The sequence below is a fragment of the Rhodococcus sp. P14 genome, assembly GCF_000256505.1.
GTDB lineage: Bacteria > Actinomycetota > Actinomycetes > Mycobacteriales > Mycobacteriaceae > Rhodococcus > Rhodococcus ruber.
On record NZ_AJFC01000274.1, the window covers coordinates 1 to 25,621 of the forward strand.

The following is a 25,621-nucleotide window of genomic DNA, read 5'->3' on the forward strand; positions in this document are numbered from 1 at the left end:
GCTGGAACGGTTGCGAGCCGTCGCCGGCTCGATGTGCACGGTCGCGGTGCCCTTCGCCCAGGTCGACACCGCCGCCCTCGCCGAACTCGACGACGCCTCGCTCGCCGGGCCCGCCCTCGCCGCCCCCACCGGGATCGTGAACACGATCCTCGGGATCACCACGACCCGCGACGACGTGGTCTGGCCCGATGCCGGGGTCCTGACCGAGAAGGCGGGGGCGTTGCTCGCCGCCGACAGTCCGGTGACGGCTCTGCTCGCCGACACCGCGGTCGACGCCGCGGACGCGGCCGCGGGCACGGGTCCCGCGCCCGTGCGGGGCGTGGACGGCCTGTCCACGGTCCTGTTCGACAGCGCCGCCGCGACCGCGCTCGCGGCGCTCGGTGACGCACCGCAGACGCCGTCGTTCACCGACGAGGACGCCCGCTACGACCTCACCGAGGATTCCCCGGACGCCCGTCTGCAGGACGCGCTGGGCGCCCTGAGCTGGTCCGCGCTGCGCACCCGGGACGACGTCACCCGGACCGTGTCCACCGGCGCACCCGCGGCCCCGGACTCCGTGCTGTTCGCGCCGCCGCAGTCGTGGAGCGCATCCGGCGACGACGCCGCCGCGGTCCTGTCGATGGTCGGCACGCTGATCCGCTCGGGCCTGGCCACCGCGCGTCCGTTCGACACCCTGTTCACACCGGTCCCCGGGGACACGCCCACTGTCGCGCTGCCCTACCCGGAGCAGGCCATCGTCGACGGCGCCTCGGCCGAGGTGATGGACACGGCCCGCGAGCAGGCGCCCCGCCTGGATGCGTTCGAGGAGGCGCTCGTCGAGGATCCCCAGGCACAGCTCACGCCGCAGCAGTTCACCGCGCCGTTGCGCGAGGATCTGCTGCGCGCGATGAGTCTGGCGGGCCGGCGCGGACCCGACCCCGGCGCCGCAGCACGCGACGCGGTGCGGCGCGGCGACGAGGTCCGCGACGCCGTCGACGGGATGTTCGCGGGGGTGACCGTGCTCTCACCCGGTGGCGTCTACACGCTGACCTCGGAGCAGAGTCCCCTACTGTTGGTCGCGCGCAACGATCTGCCGGTGGGCATCACCGTGCGGCTGCACGTGGACGCCCCGTCGGCGATGAAGATCACCGACATCGGGCCCACACAGCTGCCGCCGCGGGGCAGCCGCACCCTCACGGTGCCCGCGCAGATCAGCGATTCGCGGAAGATCGGTGTCGAGTTCGCCCTGACCACGGAGTCCGGGCTGCCGCTCGGCACCCCGACGAACGTGACGGTACGGTCCAACGCGTACGGCCAGGTTCTCGCGATCGTCACCGGCTGTGCGGGGGCGCTGCTGCTGTTCCTGGCGGGCCGTCGTCTCCTGCACCGCTTCCGCGGCGAGCCCGATCCAGCCGACGAAGGGTACGAGAAGCAATGACCGGGAATCCGACCCGTGAGGACGTCGCCCCGCCCGCCCCCGCGGCGGCGGAGCCGGCCCCGCGTAAGAACCCCGGCCTCCTCGCCGCGACCGGCTCGATCGCCTTCGCCACCCTGATCAGCCGGATCACCGGCTTCGTCAAGCAGGTGCTGCTGCTGACCCTGCTCGGTGCCGCCGTCGCCAGCTCCTACACGGTCGCCGCCCAGATCCCGAACATGATCTCCGAGCTGGTGCTCGGCGCCGTCCTCACCTCGATCGTCGTGCCGGTGCTGGTCCGCGCGGAACGCGAGGACCCGGACGGCGGTGCGGCCTTCGTCCGGCGCCTGTTCACCGTCTCCGTCACCGTGCTCGGGCTCGCCGCCCTGCTGGCCACCGCCGCCGCGCCGGTCCTCGTCACCCGGTTCTTCCTCGACGACACGGGCAAGGTGTCGACGACGCTGACCACGGCGCTGACGTATCTGCTGCTGCCGGCGATCCTGTTCTACGGCCTGTCGGCGCTGCTCACCGCCATCCTGAACACCCGGCAGGTGTTCAAGCCGGGCGCGTGGGCGCCGGTGCTCAACAACGTCGTCGTCATCACGGTTCTCGTCCTGTACTTCCTGCTGCCCGGGGAGATCACCCTCGACCCGGTGCGGATGAGCGACCCGCACCTGCTCCTGCTCGGCTGCGGCGTCACCCTCGGTGTGGTGACCCAGGCGATGTCCCTGGTGCCGGCGCTGCGCCGCGAGGGGATCAGCCTCAAACCGCTGTGGGGGCTCGACGACCGGTTGCGCCAGTTCGGCGGCATGGGCGCAGCCATCGTGCTGTACGTGCTCATCAGCCAGGCGGGCATGGTGTTCGCGACCCACGTCTCGTCGAGTGCCGACGCGGCCGGTCCGGCGATCTACAACAACGCGTGGTTGCTGCTGCAGCTGCCGTACGGCGTCCTCGGCGTCACGGTGCTCACGGCGATCATGCCGCGGCTGAGCCGCAACGCCGCCGCGGAGGACACCCCCGCCGTGGTGGACGACCTGTCGGTCGCGACCCGGCTGACGATGATCGCGCTGATCCCGATCGTCGTGTTCTTCACCGTCGCCGGCCCGCAGATCGGCACGGCCCTGTACGGCTACGGCAGCTTCGGCGAGGGCAACGCCGAACGGCTCGGCCAGGCCGTCAGCTGGTCGGCGTTCACCCTGATCCCGTACGCCCTCGTCCTCATCCATCTGCGCGTGTTCTACGCGCGCGAGCAGGCGTGGACCCCCACGTGGATCATCCTCGGCATCACCGCCGTGAAGGTCGCCCTGTCCGCCCTCGCGCCCGTCGTCGCCCGCAACGACGACCAGGTGGTGCTGCTGCTGGGCGTGGCGACCGGCCTGGCGTTCACGGTCGGGGCGGGCATCGGCGGATTCCTGCTGCACCGCGCCCTCGGCGATCTGCGGATGGCGAACGTGGGCCGGACCCTGTGGCACGTGGTGACCGCGTCGGCCGCGGGCGCCGTGGTGATGCTGATCGCCGATCGGCTGCTGCGGCTCGGTGCGCTCAGCGACCGGTTCGGCGGCGTCGGCTCGATGGTGCGCGTCGCGATCACCGGCGCGCTGATGCTGCTGGTGACTCTCACGGTCATGTGGCTGCTGAAGGTGCCCGAGATCCTGGCGATCACCGCGGCGGTCCGGCGCAAGGTCGATGCGCTGCGCGGTCGCACGCCGGTCGAACCGGAGATCGCCGAGGCCGATGCCGACGAGATCGCCGAACTCGAGGCGGCCCGGGAGTCCGAGGCGGAGAAGACCATCGTGTTGCCACGACTGGACTACGGCGACTACGGGGTGGCCCCCTACGACGCGGTCACCGAGGTGCTTCCCGCGCTCCGGAACCTGCCGAGCCACATCGATGCACACGGGCAACTCCCGTACCCTGGTCGACGGCAGGTTCGGACCGCCCGGGACGGATCGCGCCGGTTCGCGGATGCCGGACGGCCTCCCGGCTACCTCCGGGGCGGGCGAGTCGAACAAGAAGGAGTGAGGGTGAGCGACGATCACGCTACCGGTAAGTCCACGGTCGATGAGTCCGCATCGACCGATCCCGGTTCGGTGTCCACGGACGCCGACGGCACGCGGTCCCCGCAGGCCGGCACGCCCGATCGTTCCCCCTCGTCCCGCAAGTCCGCCGACGGTGCGGCCGACGGCCGGTCCGGCGCCGGCCGGCCGCAGCGCGATCCTCACGTCGACACCGGCGTCGTCCCCGTCGGCTCGCCCCAGCTGCCGCCCCTGCGGGTGCCCGGGTCCGCTCCGCGCACCCCGATGCGCGGGCCGAAGCTGATCCCCGGCGCGTCGGTCGCCGGCGGTCGCTACCGTCTGCTCGCCCCGCACGGCGGCGCGCGCGGTCTGCGCTTCTGGCAGGCGCAGGACGTCAAGCTCGACCGTGAGGTGGCGCTGACGTTCGTCGACGCCGAGCAGCGCGCCGGGGACGTCACCGGTCCCGACGGTCCGCAGGCGATCCTTTCGCGCACGCTGCGCCTGGGACGGATCAACTCACCGGGGCTCGCCCGGGTACTCGACGTGGTCCGCGGCAGTTCGGGCGGCATCGTCGTCGCCGAGTGGACACCCGGTCGCTCGCTGCGCGAGATGTCCGGCACCGAGCCGTCCCCGCTCGGTGCGGCACGCGCGGTGCAGGCCCTCGCGGCCGCGGCCGAGGCTGCGCACCGCGGCGGTGGCGCCCTCTCGATCGACCACCCCGACCGGATCCGCATCAGTGTCGCCGGCGACGCGGTGCTGGCCTTCCCCGCCACCTTCGCCGACGCGGACGTCACCTCCGACGTCCGGGGCCTCGGCGCCGGCCTGTACGGCCTGATCACCGCGCGCTGGCCGCTGCCCGAGCAGGCCGCGCCCGGGCAGCAGCCCCCGGCCCAGACCGGCGGCACGATCGGCGGCATGCGCCCCGCGGACCTGACCGCCGAGGGCACCCCGGTCGAACCCCGCGCGCTGCGGCCGGAGGTGCCGTTCGAGATCTCCGCGGTCGCAGTGCGCGCGCTCGCGGCCGACGGCGGCATCCGGACGGCGGCCACCGTGCAGCACATCCTCGGCCAGGCCTCGGTCGTGGACCAGAAGACCGACATGATCCCGGCGCTGCGGCTCGGGCAGCGCAGTCCCGGCGCCACCAACCACGCGCTCGCGGACCCCGAGGCCCTCGCGGAGGAGAAGAAGCGGTCGGAGCGGATGCTGTTCGCGCTCGTCGGGCTCGGCATCACCACCGTGGTGCTGCTCGCCCTGATCGGCTGGTGGATCGCGAACCTGCTCGCGGGGGGCAGCTCCGACGAGCCGCTCACGAGTCAGGACTTCGGACTCACCCCGACCACCGAGGCCCCGTCGGAACCGGTGGCCCAGGCGCCGGCGCCGGCCGCGGCCGCGGGCCCGGTGGCGGCGTCGGCGGTGTCGGTGTTCTCCCCCCAGGGCACTCCGGACTCGCCGGCGACGGCGCGGTTGGCGATCGACGGCGATCCCTCGACGGAGTGGAGCACCGATGCCTACTTCCAGCCGTTTCCCGCGTTGAAGAACGGAGTGGGCCTGATGGTGGCGCTCGCCGAGCCGGCGGCGCTCTCGTCGGTGTCGGTGACATCGGACAGCCCGGGTACGAAGGTCGAGATCCGCAGCGCGCCGTCGGACCAGGCGTCCCTGGACCAGACCCAGGTGATCGGTTCGGCGACACTGCGTTCCGGCGTCACGGAGATCCCGGTCGAGTCCGAGGGACGCACCTCCGACGTGCTGGTGTGGATCACGGGCCTGAGCACGTCCGGTGGCGGCAACAAGAGCTCGATCGCCGAGGTGACGTTCACCGCCGCCGAGTAGCCGGCACTCGCACCCCCCGGTAGCCCACCTCGATCGGCTACCATCCGCGCGTGCGAATTTTGGGGGGGATCGCAGGAATTGCCATGTCCGACGCCGAGTTGCTGGCGGCGCACGTGGCGGGGGACCGACGTGCGTTCGCGCACCTGCTCGAACGGCACTACGACCATCTGTGGCAGGTGGCGCGCCGCACCAGCTACTCGCCGGAGGATGCAGCGGACGCACTGCAGGAGGCGCTGCTGTCGGCGCATCGCACGGCGGGGAAGTTCCGGAACAACGCGGCGGTGCGCAGCTGGTTGCACACCATCGTGGTGAACGCGTGCCTGGACCGCATCCGGCGCAACAGGGCACGACCGACCGTTCCGCTGTACGACGACCACACCGACATCCGCGACGAACGAAATCGCATCGCGGAGCGGGAAATTGCGCTGGACATCGAGGCGGCGCTGTGCACCCTGCCACCGGAGCAGCGCGCCGCAATCGTCGCGGTCGACGTGGAAGGCCGGCCGGTGAGCGAGGCGGCCCGACGGCTCGGCGTCCCCGAGGGCACCGTCAAGAGCCGGTGCGCGCGGGGGCGTCGTCGGCTCGCGGTGCTTCTCGGCGACCTGCGGGAGACGGGGAACCGATCGTGAGCGGTGACCGTCTTATCCTGGTGAGGGCACCCGAGGCGGAGAGGACAGCGGATGACCGAGGACGAGCTGCCGCAGCCGCCGTATTCTGCCGACCTGCTCGCCGACCTGCACGCCGGTGTTCTGGACGACGATGTCGCCGCCCGGTTGTGGCCGGCGGTACGGCGGGATCCGGACGCCATGACGGTGATCGCCGCGCTCGACTCCGTCGGCCGCCGTCTGCGGGCTCTCGGTGAAGCCGAAGACGGCGGGGGGCCGTCGATCCCGCCGGACGTCGCGGCCCGGATCGATACGGCGCTGACCGCCGACGCCGCCGCGCGTCGCCGCCGACGGCTCGCTGCGGCCGGCATCGGGACCGCGGCCGCGGCCGCGGTGGCGATCGGATTCGCCGTCGTCGCCCGCGGCGCGGACCGTCCGGAGATTCCGGCATCGACAGCTGCGCCTGCCCTCGTCGCTCCCGACACCGTCGCGCCCGACACCGACGTACTGGATCCGGCGACGTGGCGCGCGATGATCGGCTCGTCGGACACCGGTCCTCTGTCGGACCGGGAAGCCCTCCGAGAATGCCTCGACGCCAACGGGATCGACGAGTCACGACTACTACTGGGATCGCGCACGATCCGGTTCGACGGCCGGGAGGCGGTGGCACTGGTCCTGGGCGATCCCGCGTCGCCTCGGTTGACGGCGCTGGTGGTGGGTACCGGGTGTGGCGCCTCCGATCCGGCCACCCTGGCTGTCCACGGGATCGGCTGAGACGCAACGAGTTCACTCGTCGGCGGCGGGCAGCAGCAGGTCGAGGATCCGTGTCCGCAGGGACGACGTATCATCTTCGGCCGCAACGACACTCGCGAACATCGCCGCGCCCGCGGCAAGGACGAGCACGGCGCGCGCGTCGAGGTCGGCGCGGGCGGAGCCGTCGGAGAACAGGGCCGCGCTCGGGCCGCTGAAGTTGCGCCACAGCGTGTTCCGCAGATCCTCGTGATCACGGAGCGCCGCGACGAGCCCGGGCAGGGCAGCGCGGACGTCGGGGCGGGCGAACAGGTCCGCACTGCCCTGGACCACCCACTCGATCCAGCCCCGACGGTCCGTCCCCTGGATCGGTGCCAGGTCCGGCGCGGAGCCGAGAATCGAGTCGAGCACGAGGTGCGCCTTGGACGGCCACCGCCGGGCCAGCGCCGCCCGGCTCACCCCGGCGCGGGCCGCGATCCCGCGCAGGCTCAGGCGCTCCCAGCCGACCTCGAGCAGCATCGCACGGGTCACGGCGAGGACCTCGGTGTCGATGCGCGGATCGCGGGGGCGGCCGGCGGGCGTGGGGGAGCGGTCGGATGTGGTCATCACCGGTGATTGTGGCGCACGGCACGCCGCGGCACTATAGTTGCAACACGTTACAGAACCACTGGCATCGAAAGTAGGGGCATGACCTCGTCGCGACCTGCCGTGTTCGAGCCCGCCCGGCTCGGACCGCTCACCCTGCGCAACCGCATCCTCAAGGCCGCGACATTCGAAGGCGTCATGCCCGGCGGCCACGTCACCGACGAACTCGTCGAGTTCCATGCCGAGGTCGCTCGCGGTGGCACCGCCCTGACCACCGTCGCGTACTGCGCCGTCGCCCCCGGCGGACGCGTGCATCGCAACACCGTCGTCCTCGACCGCGACACCGTCCCCGGCCTGCGGCGACTCACCGACGCCGTGCACGCCGAGGGCGCGCTCGCCTCGGCGCAGATCGGTCACGCCGGCCTCGTCGCCAACCAGATCTCCAACGGAACGAAGACCCTCGCCCCGTCCACCCGCATCAGCGCCCCCGCGATGGGCCTGGTGCGGGGCGCGAGTCTCGAGCAACTCGACCAGGTCGTCGCCGACTACGAGAACGCGACCCGCTACGCCGTCGAGGCCGGATTCGACGCGCTCGAGGTGCATCTGGGACACAACTATCTGCTCAGCTCGTTCCTCAGCCCGAATCTCAACAAGCGCAGCGACCGCTACGGCGGCAGTCTCGAGAAGCGAACCGCGCTGCCCCGGCGCGTTCTCGAGGCCGTCCGAAAGGCAGCCGGTGACTCGGTTGCCGTCATCGTCAAGTTCAACATGACGGACGGCGTCCCGAAGGGACTGTGGCTCCACGAGAGCCTGCCGATGGCGCGGCTGATCGAATCCGACGGTCACATCGACGCAATGGAACTCACGGGCGGCAGCTCGCTGCTCAACGGCATGTACTTCTTCCGCGGCGACGTCCCGATGGCCGAGTTCGTCGCGTCCCAGCCCAGGCTCGTCGGACTGGGGCTGCGGTTCTACGGACCGAGGCTCTTCCCCGTCTACCCGTTCGAGGAGGCGTTCTTCCTCCCGATGGCGCGGCAGTTCCGGTCGGAACTGAGCATGCCGCTCATCCTCCTCGGCGGCATCAACCGGATCGACACCATCGAGAACGCGCTCGACGAGGGATTCGATTTCGTCGCGATGGGGCGGGCGCTGTTGCGGGACCCGTCTCTCGTCAACAAGTTCCGGGACGAACACGTGCGCGAGGGGCTGTGCATCCACTGCAACAAGTGCATGCCGACCATCTACACCGGCACCCGGTGTGTCGTGCGCGAAGCCCTGCGCGACGTGGAGCACCGCGCCTGACGGACGCTGAACGGCGATGCGGGGCCGACGATCCGGGACCCGGCGTTCGCGCACGAGATTCGCGCTTCCGGAATCGAACCCGATGCGCCGCGTGCGCAGCGGGTCGCGCCGCCGGTGCGGCACCCGCCGGGCGCCGACCGCGTACCTCGTGGCGCCACCCCACTCACCCGGCCCGTGCACACCCGATCCCGTGCAGACCCGGCCCGTGCTCGGACGGTACGAGCGCCCGGACTCCCGGGAGACATGATCGGCGGTCGTCGACATGCCGGGCATCGGGTCGCGCGTGGGGGAGGGGAGAGGACCCGATGCCCGGGACGAGACGGCAAGAGCTGACAGCGTCCATATCGTCAACGTGACGATTCGACCTCTGTGTGCCAGGGCTCCCGCCACCACTCCACCGGCAGCGGGGCAGAATACGCCTGACTGTGGCGTGACGCACGGCACGCGAGGAACAACACCCCTTACCCTGGTGTTGACCCATGTTGTGGACCACTGACGTCCCGGTCACGGGCCTTCAGGCTCGTCCGTCATCGAAGTACCAGCAGGCAGAAGTACCAGCAGAAGCACCAGCAGACACCGGAAGGCTCGCATGACCACTGATTCCACGATCCACGACCTTGTCATCGTCGGTTCGGGCCCGGCCGGATACACCGCCGGGATCTACGCCGCCCGTGCCGAACTGAAGCCGTTGCTGTTCGAAGGAACCCAGTTCGGCGGCGCCCTGATGACCACCACCGAAGTCGAGAACTTTCCCGGCTTCCGCGAGGGCATCATGGGGCCGGACCTGATGGATCAGATGCGTGAGCAGGCCCTGCGTTTCGGCGCCGACATCCGCTCCGAGGACGTCGACGAACTCGACCTGACCGGCGACGTCAAGAAGGTCGTCGCCAACGGACAGACCTACCAGGCCCGCGCCGTCATCCTCGCGATGGGCGCCGCCGCCCGCTACCTCGGCATCCCCGGCGAGGAACAGCTCCTCGGACGCGGTGTGTCCGCCTGCGCCACCTGCGACGGCTTCTTCTTCCGCGACCAGGACATCGCCGTCGTCGGCGGTGGCGACTCCGCCATGGAGGAAGCGACCTTCCTGACCCGCTTCGCCCGCAGCGTCACCCTCGTCCACCGTCGTGAGGAGTTCCGCGCCTCCAAGATCATGCTCGACCGCGCCCGCGCGAACGAGAAGATCCGCATCGTCACCAACGCCAAGCCGGTCGAGGTGCTCGGCGATACCTCCGTCACCGGTCTGGTCCTGGAGGACACCGTCACCGGCGAACGCAGCACTCTCCCGGTGACCGGCATGTTCGTCGCGATCGGCCACGATCCCCGCAGCGAACTCGTCCGCGGACAGGTCGACGTCGACGACGCCGGCTACGTGAAGGTGCAGCAGCCGACCACCGCCACCAACCTGCCCGGTGTGTTCGCCGCCGGCGACCTCGTCGACCACATCTACCGCCAGGCGATCACCGCCGCCGGCACCGGCTGCTCCGCCTCGCTCGACGCCGAGCGCTGGCTCGCCGAACTGCCGGACCACCACCCGATCACCGTCAACGCCGGATACTGATCCCTTCCCCCTTCATCGAGTAGGAGCAATCGTGGCCGACAAGAACACCGTCACCATCTCCGACGCCTCGTTCGTCGAGGACGTCCTGCAGTCCGACAAGCCGGTACTGGTCGATTTCTGGGCCACCTGGTGCGGCCCGTGCAAGATGGTGGCTCCCGTTCTCGAGGAGATCGCCGGGGAGCACTCCGACAAGCTCAAGATCGCCAAGCTCGACATCGACGCCAACCCCGCTGCGGCGCGCGACTACAAGGTCATGTCGATCCCGACGATGATCCTGTTCTCCGGCGGCAAGCCGGTGAAGACCATCGTCGGTGCGAAGGGCAAGGCGGCCCTCCTCCGCGACCTCGCCGACGTACTCTGAATCACCGTTTTCCACGTCGACACGGATGCGCCCGGATTATTCGTGGTCCGGGCGTATCTGCGACAATCGAACGATGGTCTGGTGGAACACCGGGCACAGCAGGTCAGCAGCACGGAAAGGGCCGAGACATGCACCGACTGCGCTACGGCGACCATGGCCCTGCCGTCGCCGAAATCCGGAGCACCCTCACCGGCCTCGGGTTTCTGCACGGCGAGTCCGACGTCGCCGCCGGCGACAGCTGGGTGGGCTCCGATGCGGTGTTCGACCGTGACCTCGACAGCGCGGTGCGTGCGTTCCAGCAGCAGCGTGGTCTGCTCGTCGACGGCATCGTCGGTCCCGCCACGTACCGGTCGCTGAAGGAAGCCTCGTACCGGCTCGGCGCCCGCACCCTCATCTATCAGCTCTCCGCCCCGCTCTACGGCGACGACGTCGCAACCCTGCAGCGGCGCCTGCAGGACCTCGGGTTCTACGTGGACCGGGTCGACGGCTACTTCGGACCGCGCACCCACGAGGCGCTGAGTTCCTTCCAGCGGGAGATCGGTCTCGCGCCCGACGGTATCTGCGGCCCGGAGACCCTCCGCTCGCTGGAGCTGCTCGGCACCCGCGTCACCGGTGGGTCTCCGCACGCCATCAGCGAAGAGGAGATCGTCCGCCGGTCCGGTCCGCATCTGAGCGGCAAACGCATCGTCATCGACCCCGGCCTCGGCGGGCGCGACCACGGAATCATCGTGCGCAGCCCACACGGCGACATCTCCGAGGCCGACATCCTGTGGGACCTCGCTCGACGCCTCGAGGGCCGCATGGCCGCGACGGGAATGGAGACCTTCCTCTCCCGGCCGTACCACGCGAATCCGTCGAACATCGAGCGAGCCGGAACCTCCAACGCGTTCGGCGCCGATCTGATGATCTCCCTCCGCTGCGACAGCAGCCCCAACCCGGCCGCGAGCGGCATCGCAAGCTTCCACTACGGCAACGCGCACGGCTCCGAGTCGATGATCGGCCAGGTGCTCACCGGATTCATCCAACGCGAAGTGACGGCACGCACGGCCCTGCGGGACTGCCGCAGCCACGGCCGCACGTGGGATCTGCTGCGCCTGACGAACATGCCCACCGTGCAGCTCGATCTCGGATATCTCACGAACGCGCAGGATGCCTCGGTCCTGGCCAACCCCCGTTCGCGGGACATCATCGCCGAGGCCATTCTCATCTCCGTGAAGCGCCTCTACCTCCTGGGGCAGGACGATCAGCCCACCGGCACGTACACCTTCGCCGAACTGCTCGCCGAGGAACTGTCGATCACCGAGACCCGCTGAGCGGTTCGCTCAGCGGGCCGCCCCGACGGGCGTGCGGTCCGAGATGCCCGCGACGGTGAGTGCGGCCTCCTCGAGCAGCCGGTCCAGGGCCGCTTCCACGCCGATCTTCCACTCGTGATCGCGATCGAGTTCGAGTCGCAGCCTGGGGAAGCGGTGATGGGGGGCGACAACCTCGAACCCCATGTCCTCGAGGAATCCGGCCTCGATCATGCATTCGGCGGGGGAGCAGTCCCGGGCCGCCGTTGCGCCGGGGACATCGCTCTCCTCCTCGCCGGCGGACCGGTACCCGAAGGCCTCGATCGCGCGCACGTTGCGGCGGACCAGGTCGGAGATCACGGCGCGGATCAGTCCCGCGCCGAGGTCGCTGTCCTCCGCGAGCGGCTCGATCCGGACGGTGGTCAGCAGGATCGCATCGGCGCTCACCGGGGAGGTCGGGAACAGGTGGGCGCGCGGCACCATGTTCGGTGGGGCATAGAACGCGCTGCCGGCGGGCTTGTCGTCGAGCGTGGCGACCTGGGCGCAGGAACCCCACTGGAGCATGACCATCGACAGCCACGCTTCCTTCTCGAACTCCGGATCGTAGAATCCGCCCGCGTCGCGTACCGCCGCGGGATCCATCTCCCAGAACACACAGCGTCGGGCGTGTGCCGACAGCTGGTCCAGTCCGCCCAGGGTGAGTGTTGTGACTCGAGTCGACACTGGGTTACTCAGCCTCCATGTCCGTATCCTCGACTGTCGTCCTGACGTGCCGAGGCGTCAAGAGGGGTCGGCCTGAGTTTCCATCATCGCCACGATCCGCTCCAGATCGTCGACCGAACCGAACTCCACGACGATCTTGCCCTTGCGCTTGCCGAGGCTGACCGTGACACGGGTGTCGAAGGAATTGGACAGGCGCTCCGCGACGTCCTGCAGGCCGGGCATCTGGATGGGTTTGCGACGCTGCTGCGGTGCGGGGTCCTTCCCGTCGCCGCGATTCGCCAGCATGACCGCTTCCTCGGTGGCGCGGACGGAGAGGCCCTCGGCGACGATGCGCGCCGCGAGAACCTCCTGCGCGTCGGACCCGGCTTCGAGGGACAGCAGGGCGCGGGCATGCCCCGCGGACAGCACACCCGCCGCCACCCGCCGCTGGACGGGGATCGGCAGCTTGAGCAACCGGATCATGTTGGTCACCACGGGACGCGATCGTCCGATGCGAGCCGCGAGTTCCTCGTGGGTGACCCCGAACTCCTCGAGCAGCTGTTGGTAGGCCGCGGCTTCCTCCAGCGGATTGAGCTGGACGCGGTGGATGTTCTCGAGCAGCGCGTCGCGCAGGAGGGACTGGTCGTCGGTCTCACGGACGATCGCCGGGATGGTGGCGAGGCCGGCCTCCTGACCGGCACGCCACCGGCGCTCACCCATGACGAGCTGGTATCGCTCGCCGTCGATCCTGCGCACGACGATGGGCTGCATGAGCCCGAACTCGCGGATGGAGTGGACGAGCTCGGCGAGCGCCTCCTCGTCGAAGACCTGGCGGGGCTGTCGCGGGTTCGGCTCGATCTTGTCCGTGTCGATCTCGAGGTAGACCGCGCCGGCGGGGGAGGGGAGGGGAGCGTCGGTGGGCGCCGGACCGCCGTCGCCCACGGCTTTCGCGCCCTCGGTCCGGCTGCTCCCGGACCTCGCCGGTGCGGTGGCAGCAGCCTTCTTCGACGCGGTCTCCGCGGCCGCGGTCTTGCGGTTGTCGCCGATGATCACGTCCGCCGCAGCGTTGCCGAGACCGGGGGCGGCCGCCGGGCCGGTCGGAATCAGCGACGCCAGACCCCGGCCCAACCCGCCCTTGCGTGTCGCGCTCATTCGTTCCCCTGCTTCTCGTTCCGGTACCCACGTGCCGCCAGTTCACGCCCCGCGTCGAGGTAGCTCATCGCGCCGCGCGAACCTGGATCGTAGTCGAGGACGGTCATCCCGTACCCGGGAGCTTCCGAGACCCGCACGCTTCGGGGGATGACGGAGCGCAGCACCGCGCTGCCGAAGTGGGCGCGCACCTCCTCCGCCACCTGATCGGCGAGCTTCGTGCGGCCGTCGTACATGGTGAGCAGCACGGTGGAGACGTGCAGTTCGGGATTGAGGTGCGACTGGACCAGTTCGATGTTCCGCAGCAACTGGCCGACGCCCTCGAGCGCGTAGTACTCGCACTGGATGGGAATGAGCACCTCCTTCGCCGCGACGAGCGCATTGACGGTGAGAAGACCCAGCGACGGCGGGCAGTCGATGATGATGTAGTCGAAGTCCTGGTCGCCCAGCGCAGTTGCGGAGAGAGCGTTCTTCAGACGGTTCTCGCGCGCCACCATCGAGACGAGTTCGATCTCGGCGCCCGCAAGATCGATCGTGGCCGGGATGCAGAACAGGCGCTCGCTGTGCGGGCTCTGCTGGACGGCTTCGGCCGCCTTGACCTCCCCGAGGAGCACCTCGTAGCTCGACGGGATGCCGGAGTGGTGTGGCACTCCGAGCGCGGTGCTGGCGTTGCCCTGGGGATCGAGATCGACGACGAGGACGGTCAGCCCCTGGACGGCGAGGGCGGAGGCGAGGTTCACGGTGGACGTGGTCTTGCCGACCCCGCCCTTCTGGTTCGCGATCGTGATCACTCGACGGTGCGCCGGTTTGGGGAGGGCGTTCACGGAACTCGGGTGCAGCACCTGGCTGGCCCGGTGCGCAGCGGCGCCGATCGGCGTATCCAGCGGCGAGAGTCCCTCGTACGGAATCGGAGAGAACTCGTCCTCGGCGGACCCGGACGCGGCTGCCGTCGTCCTCTGCGTCTCGGTTTCACGTGAAACAGCGGATTCAGATCCACCCGACATTGACCGCTCCTTTGTTGTCGACACCCGCACGGTACATCCCCCTCGCGACACCACGCCGGTGATCCGCGCTCGACCACCGCGGCCGGTCACCGTTTCGGTCCCACGGGGGGTGGAGTGAGCCGAGGCGCAGTGACTGATGCCCGAACTCGGAAGGTGGAGTGCGCCGGCGAGGGTTGGCGACCGTTCCCGGCCCACTCCCTTTCCTCGTTTCGATTCAGTATCCCATCCGCCTTCCGCGGGAGTGCGACGACGTCGCCGACGAATCTCGTTTCACGGGAAACCCACCGTTTCACGTGAAACCGAAAAGTGCAGGTTTCACGTGAAACAACGCGTCGCACTCGCGACCGCCTCGATGTGAAGGGGGAGCTACTGTCACAGTGACGATTTGGCCGAGGGTATAGGGAAGGGTGTGTGCCGAAGAGGATTCGCCGTCCTGGCGCTGCCGTGCCGTCGACCCTAAAAGTCAAGGAGGACAACAACTTCGGTGACTCGTGCTGCAGGAGAGGCCAGCCCGCGGTAGTTGCGGGCAGGACCGGGCACACCGGAGCGGATTTCGGCGGGGATCGGCCGGTGACGACGCGACAGGACCGTGACGCGACAGAGAAAGGACGCGACAGGAGAGGGACGCGACAGGAGAGGGACGCGATAGGAGAGGGACACCGCAGGTCTCGAGCCGCGGGCGGCCCGGCATCCGGGTATGGCGGCCGCCGGGGACGACGGGGGCGCACTGCCCGACACCCTGTCCGCCTCGAGTGCCTCGAGTCGCTCATCTCCTCGAGTGCGATCCTCGAGAGGGCGCCGCACTCGAGAGTGCGGGTCGGTTTCACGTGAAACCGGATCAGTGCTTCTTGCGCCGCCGAGTCGGCCGCGGCATCCGCTCGGCTTTCACCACGAGGGTGGGTGTCTCGAGCAGCCCCACGCCGCACTCGAGGACCTCGAGGTTGCCGGCGCCGAGACGAGCCAGTTCGTCGCGGTCGCGCGCGATCTCCTCCGCCGCGCTGGAACCCTTGAGCGCCAGCATCCGCCCACCCTCGCGCACGAGCGGCAGCGACCACTTGGCGAGTTTCGCCAGGGGAGCCACGGCTCGGGAGGTGACGACGTCGGACCCTCCGGCCTCTTTCACGACGCCGGGTTGCTCGGCACGACCGCGAATGACAAGCACATTGGTCAGGCCGTGCGCTTCGACGAACTCCGCCAGATACACCGACCGGCGCAGCAACGGCTCGACGAGGATCACGTGCAGATCGGGACGGGCGATAGCCAGGGGGATGCCCGGGAGACCGGCACCGCTACCCACGTCGACGACACGTTCGCCCTCGTCGATCAATTCACCGAGTACGGCGCAGTTGAGCAGGTGACGATCCCACAGTCGGGGGACCTCGCGCGGCCCGATGAGTCCACGCTCCACACCGTCGGTCGCGAGCGAATCCCGATACTGCTCCGCGAGACCGAGCCGCTCACCGAAGACGCGAACGGCGATCTCGCGGATGCGTCCCTCGTCCTGTTCCACGTGAAACATCCTCTCCCGGCGACAACCTCGCCTCGAGAGAAGGGAGGGATCCCGACGTCGCGCGCCGAGATCCCTCCCTCCTTACTGCTGTCCGGTCGGACTGCTGTCCGTCAGTCCTTGAGGACGACGACCCGACGCTGCGGCTCGGCGCCCTCGCTCTCGCTGGAGACACCGTCGATCCTGGCCACCGCGTCGTGCACGATCTTGCGCTCGAAGGGCGTCATCGGAGTCAGTTCCTCGCGCTCCCCGGTCTCGAGGACACGCTTCGCGGCGGCCGTGCCGAGCGCGCTGAGTTCGGCCCGCTTGCCGGCCCGCCATCCCGCGATGTCGAGCATCAGCTTGCTGCGTTCACCGGTGACCTGCTGCACGGCGAGGCGGGTGAGCTCCTGCAGGGCGTCGAGCACCTCGCCCTCGCGACCGACGAGCTTGGACAGGTCCTTACCGCCGTCGATGCTCACCACCGCGCGATCGCCCTCCACGTCGAGGTCGATGTCGCCGTCGAAGTCCAGCACGTCGAGCAGCTGCTCGAGGTAGTCACCGGCGATCTCGCCCTCCTCGACCAGCAGATCGTCCTCGGAGTCGGAATCCGCGTCGAGATCCGGCGTCTCGGTGGTCACGTCGGCATCCTCCTGTGCCTTGTCCAGGTCACTGGCCATGATTCGCTCTCTCTTCTTCGGTCAGCGCCGCTTGCGCTTGGAGTTCTTCGAGCCGCCGGGGCGTTTCGATCCGGCCGCGTTCTTGGGAGATCCGGACGGCGGGGCGGACGGCGTGGCACCGCCGGACGCGTCGTCCGTGGCCGTCTTCTCCAGGGAGACCTCCGGGGCACCCGCAGCGTCCTCGACACCGGTGGAGGCAGTCTTCTTCTTCGTCGTCCGATCGGGACGGGCACCGGGCTTGGGAGCGTTGTCGCTGCGGCGTGCGATCGCGGCCTGCTTCTTGGCCTCTTCTTCCTGGTCGATCTTGCGGAAGACGATGTGCTGCTGCGCGTAGGTCCAGATGTTGTTGCTCACCCAGTACAGCAGGATGGCGATCGGCAGGAACGGACCGCCGACGATGACGCCGAGCGGGAACACGTACAGCGCCAGCTTGTTCATGATCGCGGCCTGCGGATTGGCCGCGGCCTGCGCGCTCTGCCGGGCGACGGAGGCACGGGAGTTGAAGTGCGTTGCGATGCCCGCCACGATCATCAGCGGGATCGCGACGAGCGCGATGTCGAGCCGGGAGGGGATCCCGCCGAAGGGCTCGAATGCCACCAGTGATGCCTCGGGCTGGGTGATCCACGCCGAGATCGGTGCACCGAACAGGCGCGCACTGAGGAACGACTGCACGTCCTCCGGGCTGAACGCATAGTTGCCGAGTTGCGCGTTCTCCTCCGGCGACAGCCCGAGCTGACCGAAGCCTTCACCGGTGCGGTTGAACGAGCGCAGCACGTGGAACAGACCGATGAACACCGGCGCCTGCAGCAAGACCGGGAGGCAACCCATCAGCGGGTTGAAGCCGTGTTCCTTCTGCAGTTTCTGGAGCTCGACGGCCTGCCGCTGCCGGTCGTTGGAGTACTTCTTCTGCAGCGCCTTGATCTGCGGTTGCAGTTCCTGCATCTGCCGCGTCGTCCGGACCTGCTTGACGAACGGTTTGTACAGGATCGCGCGCAGCGTGAAGACGAGGAAGACCACGGACAGCGCCCACGTCGCGCCGTCGTCGGGCTCCAGTCCGGGCAGTGCCGTGAAAGCGTTGTGCCAGACCCAGAGGATCCAGGACACGGGATAGTAGATGAAGTCGAGCACGGCTCTATGTACTCCTCAGGTCGTCCAAGGTCGCCACCCAGCGGCGTCGGTCCGAAGTCTTCAGTGCCGGTCAGGGATCCCGGTCGACCGATCGATGCCGCCGCTCGGGCACCGGATCCCAGCCCCCAGGGTGCCAGGGTGCGCACTTGAGCAGGCGGACGACCGTCAATACGGCGCCCACCACGAACCCACGGGTACGCAACGCCTCGACGGCATACTCGCTGCAGGTGGGGGTGAAACGGCAGGTCGGCATGCGCGTCGGGGACACGTACGTGCGATAGAGCTCGATGCAGAAGATCAACATCCGCGCCGGCGCGGAGCGCACCGACCGCAGCACCTCGCCCGCGTTCATTCCGGCCGCCGCGCCGTCGCGACCAGGCCCAGGCGGGCGAGACCGGAGCGAACCTGCCGGTCGAGTTCCCGTGAGGACGCCGAGGCGGCACCGGGCAGAGCCCGCACGACGACGTCTGCGCCGACGGGAACCTCGTCGACGAGCGTCGCACAGATATGACGAAGCCGGCGTGCGACTCGATGTCGAATCACCGCCGGCCCGACAGCCTTGCTCACGACGAATCCGAACCGTGGACCGCCGAAACTCACCACCAGCTCGGCCTGCTCCCGCTCGATCGCGTGCACGACCAGGTCTCGCCGTCCCTGCCGGCGGCCGCGACGGACTGTCTCGGAGAAGTCCGCGCGGCGCCGCAGGCGATACGGCTCAGGTAGCACCCCGAGCTCCCGGAATCGGGATCAGGCGGTGAGCGAAGTGCGGCCCTTGCGCCGGCGCGCCGACACGATCGCGCGGCCCGCACGGGTCCGCATCCGGAGACGGAAGCCGTGAACGCGCGCGCGGCGTCGGTTGTTCGGCTGGAACGTCCGCTTGCCCTTGGCCACGGTCAACACTCCTCGAAGTTCTGTGACGCCGGTCGGCGTCCTCGGTCCAACGTGTACGAAAATCGCATGAACACGTGCCGTACGCGAAAAGAGAACACTGCGTGGCAGCACGGATCCGTCACTGCTGTATGAGTGACTGTTCGAGGCTACTCGGCGGCAAGCACGAAATCAAACCGCGGCGCCGCGACACACGCAAGACGACACGCCGCATGCCATTTTCCCCCGCGTCACGTTCGCAACACGAAGTCGCGTGACCCCGTTCATGCTCCGGTACGCTCCCGTTCATGGTTTCGCCGGGGCAGTTCCTCGTCGCCCACCACCGCGGTGATCAGGGCCGACTGCTCCGCGGGCACCGGCGTTGCGCCCGGCCGCCGGGCCGGGCGGGAACCCGCGCCCGCAGTCGCTAGCCCGGGCCACGCGCGCCGGGCGTCTCGAGACATGTCACACTGGGCACTTCGGATCCGAGCCGGTTGTCGCACCTGCTCACCCGTCCGCCTCGGCCTCCACAACTCCCAGCCTCATCCACAGGGCGCCACCCTGTGGTTGTCCACATCTGTGGATAATCGTGTGGAATTCGGATCGAGAGAACTGGGGAGGACGCGACGTGAACGACGAGCCGAACGCGCTGGCCGACGTGTGGCCGGACGTCGTCGCGGAGCTGACCGCCGACGGTGAGGGCCTCAGCAAGGGCCAGAAGGCGTGGCTCGCCCTGGTCAAGCCGATCACGCTGGCACAGGGATTCGCACTGCTGTCGGTTCCGTCCTCGTTCGCGCAGGAGGCCATCGAGCGGGATCTGCGCGAGCCGATCCTCCGTGCGCTCCACCGCACCCTCGGGCATCGCGTCGAAGGACTCGGCGTCCGCATCGAGCCGTCCGCGACCGTCGACGACCCCGCCGAGGACCCGTACGCCGTGCCGCGGGACACGCTGCCCCTCGAGGGTCTGCCGCCGGACCCCCGCTCGCCCGAGCCGCACTCGTTCGACACGCGGCCCATCGTCGCCGGCCCACTCGAGTCCCGCCCGCGCGAGTCCGAGCGCCACGACATGGGGCACCCCTTCCGGCGGCGCCGCCCCTCCTCTCTCGACCACGGCATGCTCGAGGTCGACACCGGGGAACTCGAGGAGGTCGACGACGACCGGGAGGCGATGACCGCGGTCCGGGAGTCGTGGCCGTCCTACTTCACGCAGCCGCCGCCCCCGGCCACCGCGTCCCCGACCGGCAGCAGCAGCCTCAACGCTAAGTACACGTTCGACACGTTCGTGATCGGAGCGTCCAACCGGTTCGCCCATGCGGCCGCGGTGGCGATCGCCGAGGCTCCCGCCCGCGCGTACAACCCGCTGTTCATCTGGGGCGCCTCCGGCCTGGGCAAGACGCACCTGCTGCATGCCGCCGGCCACTATGCGCAACGCCTGTTCCCGGGGATGCGGGTCAAGTACGTCTCCACCGAAGAGTTCACGAACGACTTCATCAACAGCCTGCGCGACGACCGCAAGGTGGCGTTCAAGCGCAGGTACCGCGAGACGGACATCCTCCTCGTCGACGACATCCAGTTCATCGAGGGCAAGGAAGGTATCCAGGAGGAGTTCTTCCACACCTTCAACACCCTGCACAACGCGAACAAGCAGATCGTGGTGTCGTCCGACCGTCCGCCGAAGCAGCTCGCGACGCTCGAGGAACGCCTGCGGACCCGGTTCGAGTGGGGCCTGATCACCGACGTCCAGCCGCCCGAACTCGAGACCCGCATCGCGATCCTCAGCAAGAAGGCGCGCATGGACCGGCTGGACGTACCCCACGACGTCCTCGAGTTGATCGCCAGCAGGATCGAGCGCAACATCCGGGAACTCGAGGGGGCGTTGATCCGGGTCACGGCCTTCGCGTCGCTCAATCGGCAGCCGCTGGACCTGACCCTGGCCGAGGTGGTGCTCCGCGACCTCATCCCGGACTCGACGGCTCTCGAGATCAACTCCGCCACCATCATGGCGGTGACAGCCGAGTACTTCGGTACCTCGATCGACGACCTGTGCGGGCCCGGCAAGGCCCGACCGCTGGCCCAGGCCCGGCAGATCGCGATGTATCTGTGCCGCGAGCTCACCGACCTGTCCCTGCCCAAGATCGGGCAGACCTTCGGCCGGGACCACACGACGGTCATGTACGCGGACAAGAAGATTCGCAAGGAGATGACCGAGCGACGGAAGGTCTACGACCAGGTCCAGGAGCTGACCGCACGCATCAAGCAACGCTCCAAGCGCTGAGCTCGCCGACTCGGCACACAGGGCCCGGACGATCGTGTCCGGGCCCTTCTTCGTGCCCGGAACCCGGCCGGCGGGCGGCTGCGGGCGTGATTCTCGAGACGATTCGACGGTGACTCACACCTGTGGACAACGGTGTGTACAACGTGGGATCTTTGTGGACGGACGGTGTACCGATGTTGAACACTCTCGAGCTGTCCACATCCGTCCTCGAGAATTCCTCGAGTTCATCCTCGAGAGTCCGGGTCTCGAGAAGCCCGCCCGACCAGCGTAGACGGTCGTCCGTCCACAGATTCCACAACCCCTATTACTACTTCTGTGTTTTTTCTCGAAGACTTCTCTTTCAAAACAGGGCTGTGGAGGACTCGAGTGCACAGGGTCTCGAGAGCCCTGTCCCCCTCGAGCCTCCGGCTTTCCAACTGATCGACGAGCGCATACCGTGGAGCGACGTCCCCGCTGCCGACGTCGGTGTCGGGGCCTTGTGCCAGACTTCGTTGAATCGATCGACAGCCAGGAACAGCGAAAGGATCCGCGGGGCGATGGAGCTTGGAAGCATGAAGTTTCGTGTCGCTCGCGAGGACTTTGCCGACTCCGTCGCGTGGGTTGCGCGCAGTCTTCCGTCGCGACCGCCGGTGCCGGTGCTCGGTGGCGTCCTCCTCGGCGCGGACGAGCAGGGACTGACCGTCTCCGGATTCGACTACGAGGTCTCCGCACAGGTCCACGTCTCCGCGGAGGTGATCACGTCCGGGCAGGTGCTCGTCTCGGGCCGCCTGCTCGCCGACATCACCCGTGCACTGCCCAACAAGCCCGTCGACGTGGTGCTCGACGGAACGCGAGTGCTCATCAACTGCGGCAGCGCGAAGTTCTCCCTGCCGACGATGCCGGTCGAGGACTACCCGCAGCTGCCCGAGTTGCCGCAGCAGACCGGTTCGCTGCCCGTCGAGATGTTCGCCGAGGCGATCAGCCAGGTCGCCGTCGCGGCCGGCAAGGACGACACCCTGCCGATGCTGACCGGCATCCGGGTCGAGATCGACGGCACCCACATGGTGCTCGCGGCCACCGACCGGTTCCGTCTCGCGGTCCGCAAGATCGAGTGGATGCCCACCGTCGAGGCGGCGAGCGCCGCCGTGCTCGTCCCGGCCAAGACGCTCTCCGAGTCGGCGAAAACCGTTGGCGGATCCTCCAACTCGCCCGTCCAGCTCGCGCTGGGGGCCGGCTCGTCGGTCGGCGCCGAGGGCCTGCTCGGTATCGTCGCGGACGGCCGGCGCACCACCACCCGCCTCCTCGACGCCGAGTTCCCTAAGTTCCGCCAGCTGCTGCCCACCGAGCACACCGCGATGGCCACCGTCGAGATCGCGCCGCTCGTGGACGCGATCAAGCGCGTCGCGCTCGTCGCCGAACGCGGGGCGCAGGTGCGCCTCGAATTCACCGAGGGCGGCCTGCTGTTGTCGGCCGGGGGCGACGACGCCGGCCGCGCGGAGGAGTCGCTCGCGGCGGAGTTCCAGGGCGAGCCGCTGATCATCGCGTTCAACCCCGGGTACCTGCTCGACGGCCTCGGCTCGCTGCACAGCGAGAAGGTGTCGTTCGGCTTCACCACGCCGAGCCGTCCCGCCGTGCTGCGACCGGCGCTCGACGAGGCGCCCGAGCCCGACGCCTCCGGCACGTTCGCCGCCCCGGACAGCGACTACACCTACCTGCTGATGCCGGTGCGCCTGCCGGGCTGACCCGGAGGGAGGAAACGGTCGGCCTGTGTACGTTCGCACCCTCTCGTTACGCGATTTCCGTTCCTGGGAAGCCGTTTCGCTCGATCTTGCGCCCGGACCGACGGTGTTCCTCGGCCGTAACGGACACGGCAAGACCAACCTGCTCGAGGCGCTCGGCTATCTGTCGACGCTGACCTCGCACCGGGTCTCGGGTGATGCCCCGCTGCTGCGGACCGGGACGTCGCGGGCCGTGGTGAGCGCCGTCGTCGTCAACGGCGGCCGGGAACTGGGCATCGACGTCGAGATCAACGAGGGCCGGCCCAACCGCGGCCGGATCAACCAGTCGCCGACGCGGCGCCCGCGGGAGATTCTCGGCATTGTGCGGACGGTGTTGTTCGCGCCGGAGGACCTGTCCCTGGTGCGGGGTGATCCGGGGGACCGGCGCCGGTTCCTCGACGAGCTCCTCGCCACCCGCATCCCGCGGATGAGCGGCGTGCGTGCCGACTACGACAAGGTGCTGCGACAGCGGTCGGCGTTGCTCAAGACGGCCGGAGGTGCGCTGCGCCGCGGCAGCCGGTCCGGCGATGGGTCCAACGCACTGGCGACGCTCGGCGTGTGGGACGGTCATCTCGCGACGCACGGTTCCGAGCTGCTCGCGGCGCGCATCGCCCTGTTGCACGAACTCGCCCCCCACGTCGCCGAGGCATACCGGTCGATCGCCCCCGAGTCGCGGCCGGCGATGCTCCGTTACCGCAGCGCGGTGGGCGAGGCGTTGCCGCCGGAGTTCGCCGACCCGGGCCGCACGCCGCGATCCGACGACCGGGACGTGATCGAGGACGCGTTCCTGACCCGGCTGGCGCAGGCGCGGACGAAGGAGATCGAGCGGGGCGTGTGCCTGGTGGGGCCCCACCGCGACGAGCTGGACCTGATTCTGGGTGACCAGCCGGCCAAGGGCTTCGCCAGCCACGGGGAGTCCTGGTCGTTTGCGCTGGCGCTGCGCCTGGGCGCGTTCTCGCTCCTGCGGGCCGACGGCACGGACCCGGTCCTCATGCTCGACGACGTGTTCGCCGAGCTGGATCGGCGGCGCCGCACCGCGCTCGCCGCCGTCGCGGCCTCGGCCGAGCAGGTCCTCGTCACCGCCGCGGTGCCGGAGGACGTGCCGGCGGAGCTGGCCGCGGTCCGGTTCGGGGTGCGGGCCGAGGACACCGACCGGGGCCGGCTCTCGGTGCTGACCCCGCTCGACGGCGGCGATCCCGCACCGCCGGATCTGGACGGAACCGTGGACGGAGCATTGCGATGAGCATCGAGAACCCGGACGAACAGCCGTCTCAACCGCCGTTGCGCGGGATCGACCTGGCCCGTCGCGCACTGGAGGAGGCCCGGGCGGCAGCGCAGGCGAGCGGCAAGTCGGTGGGGCAGGGACGCGCCTCGCGCGGGGCGCTGCGACCGCGGCGCCGCCGCCGCGGCTGGTCCGGTCCGGGACCCGACGAGCGGGATCCGCAGCCGCTGGGCGCGCTGACCAATGCGATCGCCAAGCAGCGGGGATGGACGGGACGCGTGTCGGAGGGCACCGTGCTCGGGAGTTGGGCGCGCGTGGTCGGCGACGACATCGCCTCGCACGCGACGCCGACGACGCTGCGCGACAAGGTGCTGCACGTCTCGGCTGAGTCGACCGCATGGGCGACCCAGCTGCGCATGATGCAGGCGCAGATCCTCGCGAAGATCGCCGCCGCGGTCGGGCACGGGGTGGTCGAGGAACTGCGGATCACGGGGCCGACGGCGCCGAGCTGGCGCAAGGGGGAGCGGCACGTCCGCGGCCGCGGCCCGCGGGACACGTACGGCTGAACCCGCCCTGGATTTATCTGTAACCCGATGTTACGTTGAAACGTGCCGGTTGTGCGCTGTCCCACACTCCGCATCGGGAGGTACGTCCATGTCCCCATCGCTCACCGAACCGGACCGGGTGCTGCTCCAGGCCCGCGACGTCGAGTTCGACTGGAGCGCCCTGCCCATGCACTGGGTGCCGGGCGATCCGTTCAGCACCCACGTGCTCAACGTCCTGCACCTGCTGCTGCCGGCGGGGGAGGAGTGGTTCGTCGAGACGTTCAAGGAGGCGCTGCCGCTCATCCGGGACGAACAACTGCGCGACGACGTCGTGGGATTCATCGGTCAGGAATCGGTGCACTCCAACGCCCACCAGGGAGTACTCGAGCAACTCGAGGCGAAGGGTCTCGACCCCACCCCGTTCACGGACCAGATGCGGTGGTTGTTCGGACGGCTGCTCGGCCGGCGGCCGCTCACGGGACTGCGGGCGGAGAACTACCTCGTCGAACGGCTCGCCCTCATTGCCGCCGTCGAACACGTCACCGCGTTCCTGGGTGACTGGGTCCTCAACGCGAAGGGTCTCGACGCGGCGGGCACCGATCCGACCATGCTCGACCTGTTGCGCTGGCACGGTGCCGAGGAGGTCGAGCATCGCAGCGTCGCCTACGACGTGATGCGCTACTTCGATCCCGGGGAGGCGCGCCGGATCCGCACGCAGCTCATCGTCACCCCGGTCCTCGTGTGGCTGTGGATCCGCGGTGCCCGCTTCCTGATGGCTCACGACCCCGCACTGGCGGGTGCGCCCGGACATGCTCGCGCACCTCATCTTTCGGACTGGTCCGCGGCCAGTCGACGCGGTACGCTGCCCGGGCCCGTGGACCTCGGCCGGCGCATGTCGCGGTACTTCCGCCGCTCGTACCACCCCAGCCAGGAGGGTTCGACCGCCCAGGCGGTCCGCTACCTGGCGTCCTCGCCCGCGGCCCGGGCGGCGGCCCGATGACCGGACTGCTGTCGCGGCACGGTCGCCCGTCGGACCTGCGGGGCCGGAACCGCCCCGACCGGGCGATGGGCGTGCTCGGATCCGTCGTGGACAGATACCTCAGCCTCGTCACGACGCT

At 69.5% G+C, this 25,621-nt stretch carries 23 protein-coding genes; 13 read left to right on the top strand and 10 right to left on the bottom strand.

Going from position 1 to position 25,621, the window contains the following annotated elements; genetic code table 11:
• The 4 genes from OEY_RS0119130 to OEY_RS0119145 form a co-directional block, all read left to right on the top strand.
• Window positions 1-1,417 (top strand): DUF6049 family protein (locus tag OEY_RS0119130; RefSeq protein ID WP_029540114.1); only part of this gene is annotated, 1,417 nt, incomplete at its 5' end.
• Entirely contained in the window at window positions 1,414-5,238 is a 3,825-nt protein-coding gene (gene murJ / locus OEY_RS0119135) for a murein biosynthesis integral membrane protein MurJ (protein WP_010595425.1), read from the top strand. The genes OEY_RS0119130 and murJ, both read left to right, overlap by 4 nt.
• Window positions 5,239-5,321: 83 nt before the next feature.
• Window positions 5,322-5,867, top strand: coding sequence for an RNA polymerase sigma factor SigM (gene sigM / locus OEY_RS0119140; RefSeq protein WP_010595426.1), 546 nt, complete (start codon window positions 5,322-5,324; stop codon window positions 5,865-5,867).
• Between the two features lie 51 nt (window positions 5,868-5,918).
• Window positions 5,919-6,617 (top strand): hypothetical protein, encoded by a 699-nt coding sequence (locus OEY_RS0119145; protein WP_010595427.1) that lies wholly within the window; start codon window positions 5,919-5,921, stop codon window positions 6,615-6,617.
• A 12-nt stretch (window positions 6,618-6,629) separates the two neighbouring features.
• Here OEY_RS0119145 and OEY_RS0119150 read toward each other — a convergent pair whose 3' ends face one another.
• Window positions 6,630-7,199, bottom strand: coding sequence for a TetR/AcrR family transcriptional regulator (locus tag OEY_RS0119150; protein ID WP_010595428.1), 570 nt, complete (start codon window positions 7,197-7,199; stop codon window positions 6,630-6,632).
• An 81-nt stretch (window positions 7,200-7,280) separates the two neighbouring features.
• Between OEY_RS0119150 and OEY_RS0119155 the strand changes: the two genes are divergently transcribed.
• From OEY_RS0119155 to OEY_RS0119170, 4 genes are all read left to right on the top strand, one after another.
• Window positions 7,281-8,480, top strand: coding sequence for an NADH:flavin oxidoreductase (locus OEY_RS0119155; protein ID WP_010595429.1), 1,200 nt, complete (start codon window positions 7,281-7,283; stop codon window positions 8,478-8,480).
• 589 nt (window positions 8,481-9,069) lie between these two features.
• Window positions 9,070-10,038 carry a thioredoxin-disulfide reductase gene (trxB, locus tag OEY_RS0119160; protein WP_010595430.1) on the top strand — a complete coding sequence of 323 codons (969 nt, stop codon included), beginning with the start codon at window positions 9,070-9,072 and terminating at the stop codon, window positions 10,036-10,038.
• A 31-nt stretch (window positions 10,039-10,069) separates the two neighbouring features.
• The gene (trxA, locus tag OEY_RS0119165; protein ID WP_003936658.1) at window positions 10,070-10,399 is read left to right on the top strand and encodes a thioredoxin; all 330 of its coding nucleotides are present in this window, start codon (window positions 10,070-10,072) and stop codon (window positions 10,397-10,399) included.
• A 128-nt stretch (window positions 10,400-10,527) separates the two neighbouring features.
• A complete protein-coding gene (locus OEY_RS0119170; RefSeq protein WP_010595431.1) occupies window positions 10,528-11,712 on the top strand; it encodes an N-acetylmuramoyl-L-alanine amidase in 1,185 nt (394 codons plus the stop codon).
• 9 nt (window positions 11,713-11,721) lie between these two features.
• Here OEY_RS0119170 and OEY_RS0119175 read toward each other — a convergent pair whose 3' ends face one another.
• The 9 genes from OEY_RS0119175 to rpmH form a co-directional block, all read right to left on the bottom strand.
• On the bottom strand, window positions 11,722-12,411 hold the full coding sequence (locus OEY_RS0119175) for a hypothetical protein (RefSeq protein ID WP_026137832.1): 690 nt from the start codon (window positions 12,409-12,411) through the stop codon (window positions 11,722-11,724).
• A 57-nt stretch (window positions 12,412-12,468) separates the two neighbouring features.
• On the bottom strand, window positions 12,469-13,542 hold the full coding sequence (locus OEY_RS0119180) for a ParB/RepB/Spo0J family partition protein (protein WP_010595433.1): 1,074 nt from the start codon (window positions 13,540-13,542) through the stop codon (window positions 12,469-12,471).
• Complete coding sequence (locus OEY_RS0119185; protein ID WP_010595434.1) at window positions 13,539-14,543, bottom strand: ParA family protein; 1,005 nt, start codon at window positions 14,541-14,543, stop codon at window positions 13,539-13,541. Before OEY_RS0119185 ends, OEY_RS0119180 begins: the two co-directional genes overlap by 4 nt.
• An 838-nt stretch (window positions 14,544-15,381) precedes the next feature.
• The gene (gene rsmG, locus OEY_RS0119190; protein ID WP_048771175.1) at window positions 15,382-16,062 is read right to left on the bottom strand and encodes a 16S rRNA (guanine(527)-N(7))-methyltransferase RsmG; all 681 of its coding nucleotides are present in this window, start codon (window positions 16,060-16,062) and stop codon (window positions 15,382-15,384) included.
• Between the two features lie 101 nt (window positions 16,063-16,163).
• Window positions 16,164-16,709, bottom strand: a complete 546-nt coding sequence (locus OEY_RS0119195) for a Jag family protein (RefSeq protein ID WP_010595436.1) — start codon at window positions 16,707-16,709, stop codon at window positions 16,164-16,166.
• Window positions 16,710-16,730: 21 nt separating this feature from the next.
• Window positions 16,731-17,837: a membrane protein insertase YidC gene (yidC, locus tag OEY_RS0119200; RefSeq protein ID WP_010595437.1), complete on the bottom strand. Its 1,107-nt coding sequence runs from the start codon at window positions 17,835-17,837 to the stop codon at window positions 16,731-16,733.
• Window positions 17,838-17,907: 70 nt separating this feature from the next.
• Window positions 17,908-18,189 carry a membrane protein insertion efficiency factor YidD gene (gene yidD, locus OEY_RS0119205; RefSeq protein ID WP_010595438.1) on the bottom strand — a complete coding sequence of 94 codons (282 nt, stop codon included), beginning with the start codon at window positions 18,187-18,189 and terminating at the stop codon, window positions 17,908-17,910.
• Window positions 18,186-18,563 carry a ribonuclease P protein component gene (gene rnpA, locus OEY_RS28710; RefSeq protein ID WP_026137831.1) on the bottom strand — a complete coding sequence of 126 codons (378 nt, stop codon included), beginning with the start codon at window positions 18,561-18,563 and terminating at the stop codon, window positions 18,186-18,188. The genes yidD and rnpA overlap by 4 nt, the downstream gene beginning before the upstream one ends.
• A gap of 21 nt (window positions 18,564-18,584) precedes the next feature.
• Window positions 18,585-18,728, bottom strand: coding sequence for a 50S ribosomal protein L34 (gene rpmH, locus OEY_RS0119215; protein ID WP_006934459.1), 144 nt, complete (start codon window positions 18,726-18,728; stop codon window positions 18,585-18,587).
• Between the two features lie 604 nt (window positions 18,729-19,332).
• Between rpmH and dnaA the strand changes: the two genes are divergently transcribed.
• From dnaA to OEY_RS0119240, 5 genes are all read left to right on the top strand, one after another.
• A complete protein-coding gene (gene dnaA, locus OEY_RS0119220; protein WP_010595440.1) occupies window positions 19,333-20,979 on the top strand; it encodes a chromosomal replication initiator protein DnaA in 1,647 nt (548 codons plus the stop codon).
• A gap of 536 nt (window positions 20,980-21,515) precedes the next feature.
• A complete protein-coding gene (gene dnaN / locus OEY_RS0119225; protein ID WP_010595441.1) occupies window positions 21,516-22,700 on the top strand; it encodes a DNA polymerase III subunit beta in 1,185 nt (394 codons plus the stop codon).
• 25 nt (window positions 22,701-22,725) lie between these two features.
• Complete coding sequence (gene recF / locus OEY_RS0119230) at window positions 22,726-23,979, top strand: DNA replication/repair protein RecF (RefSeq protein WP_010595442.1); 1,254 nt, start codon at window positions 22,726-22,728, stop codon at window positions 23,977-23,979.
• A complete protein-coding gene (locus tag OEY_RS0119235) occupies window positions 23,976-24,524 on the top strand; it encodes a DUF721 family protein (protein WP_010595443.1) in 549 nt (182 codons plus the stop codon). Before recF ends, OEY_RS0119235 begins: the two co-directional genes overlap by 4 nt.
• 88 nt (window positions 24,525-24,612) lie before the next feature.
• Window positions 24,613-25,503: a metal-dependent hydrolase gene (locus OEY_RS0119240; RefSeq protein WP_010595444.1), complete on the top strand. Its 891-nt coding sequence runs from the start codon at window positions 24,613-24,615 to the stop codon at window positions 25,501-25,503.
• Window positions 25,504-25,621 lie beyond the last annotated feature (118 nt).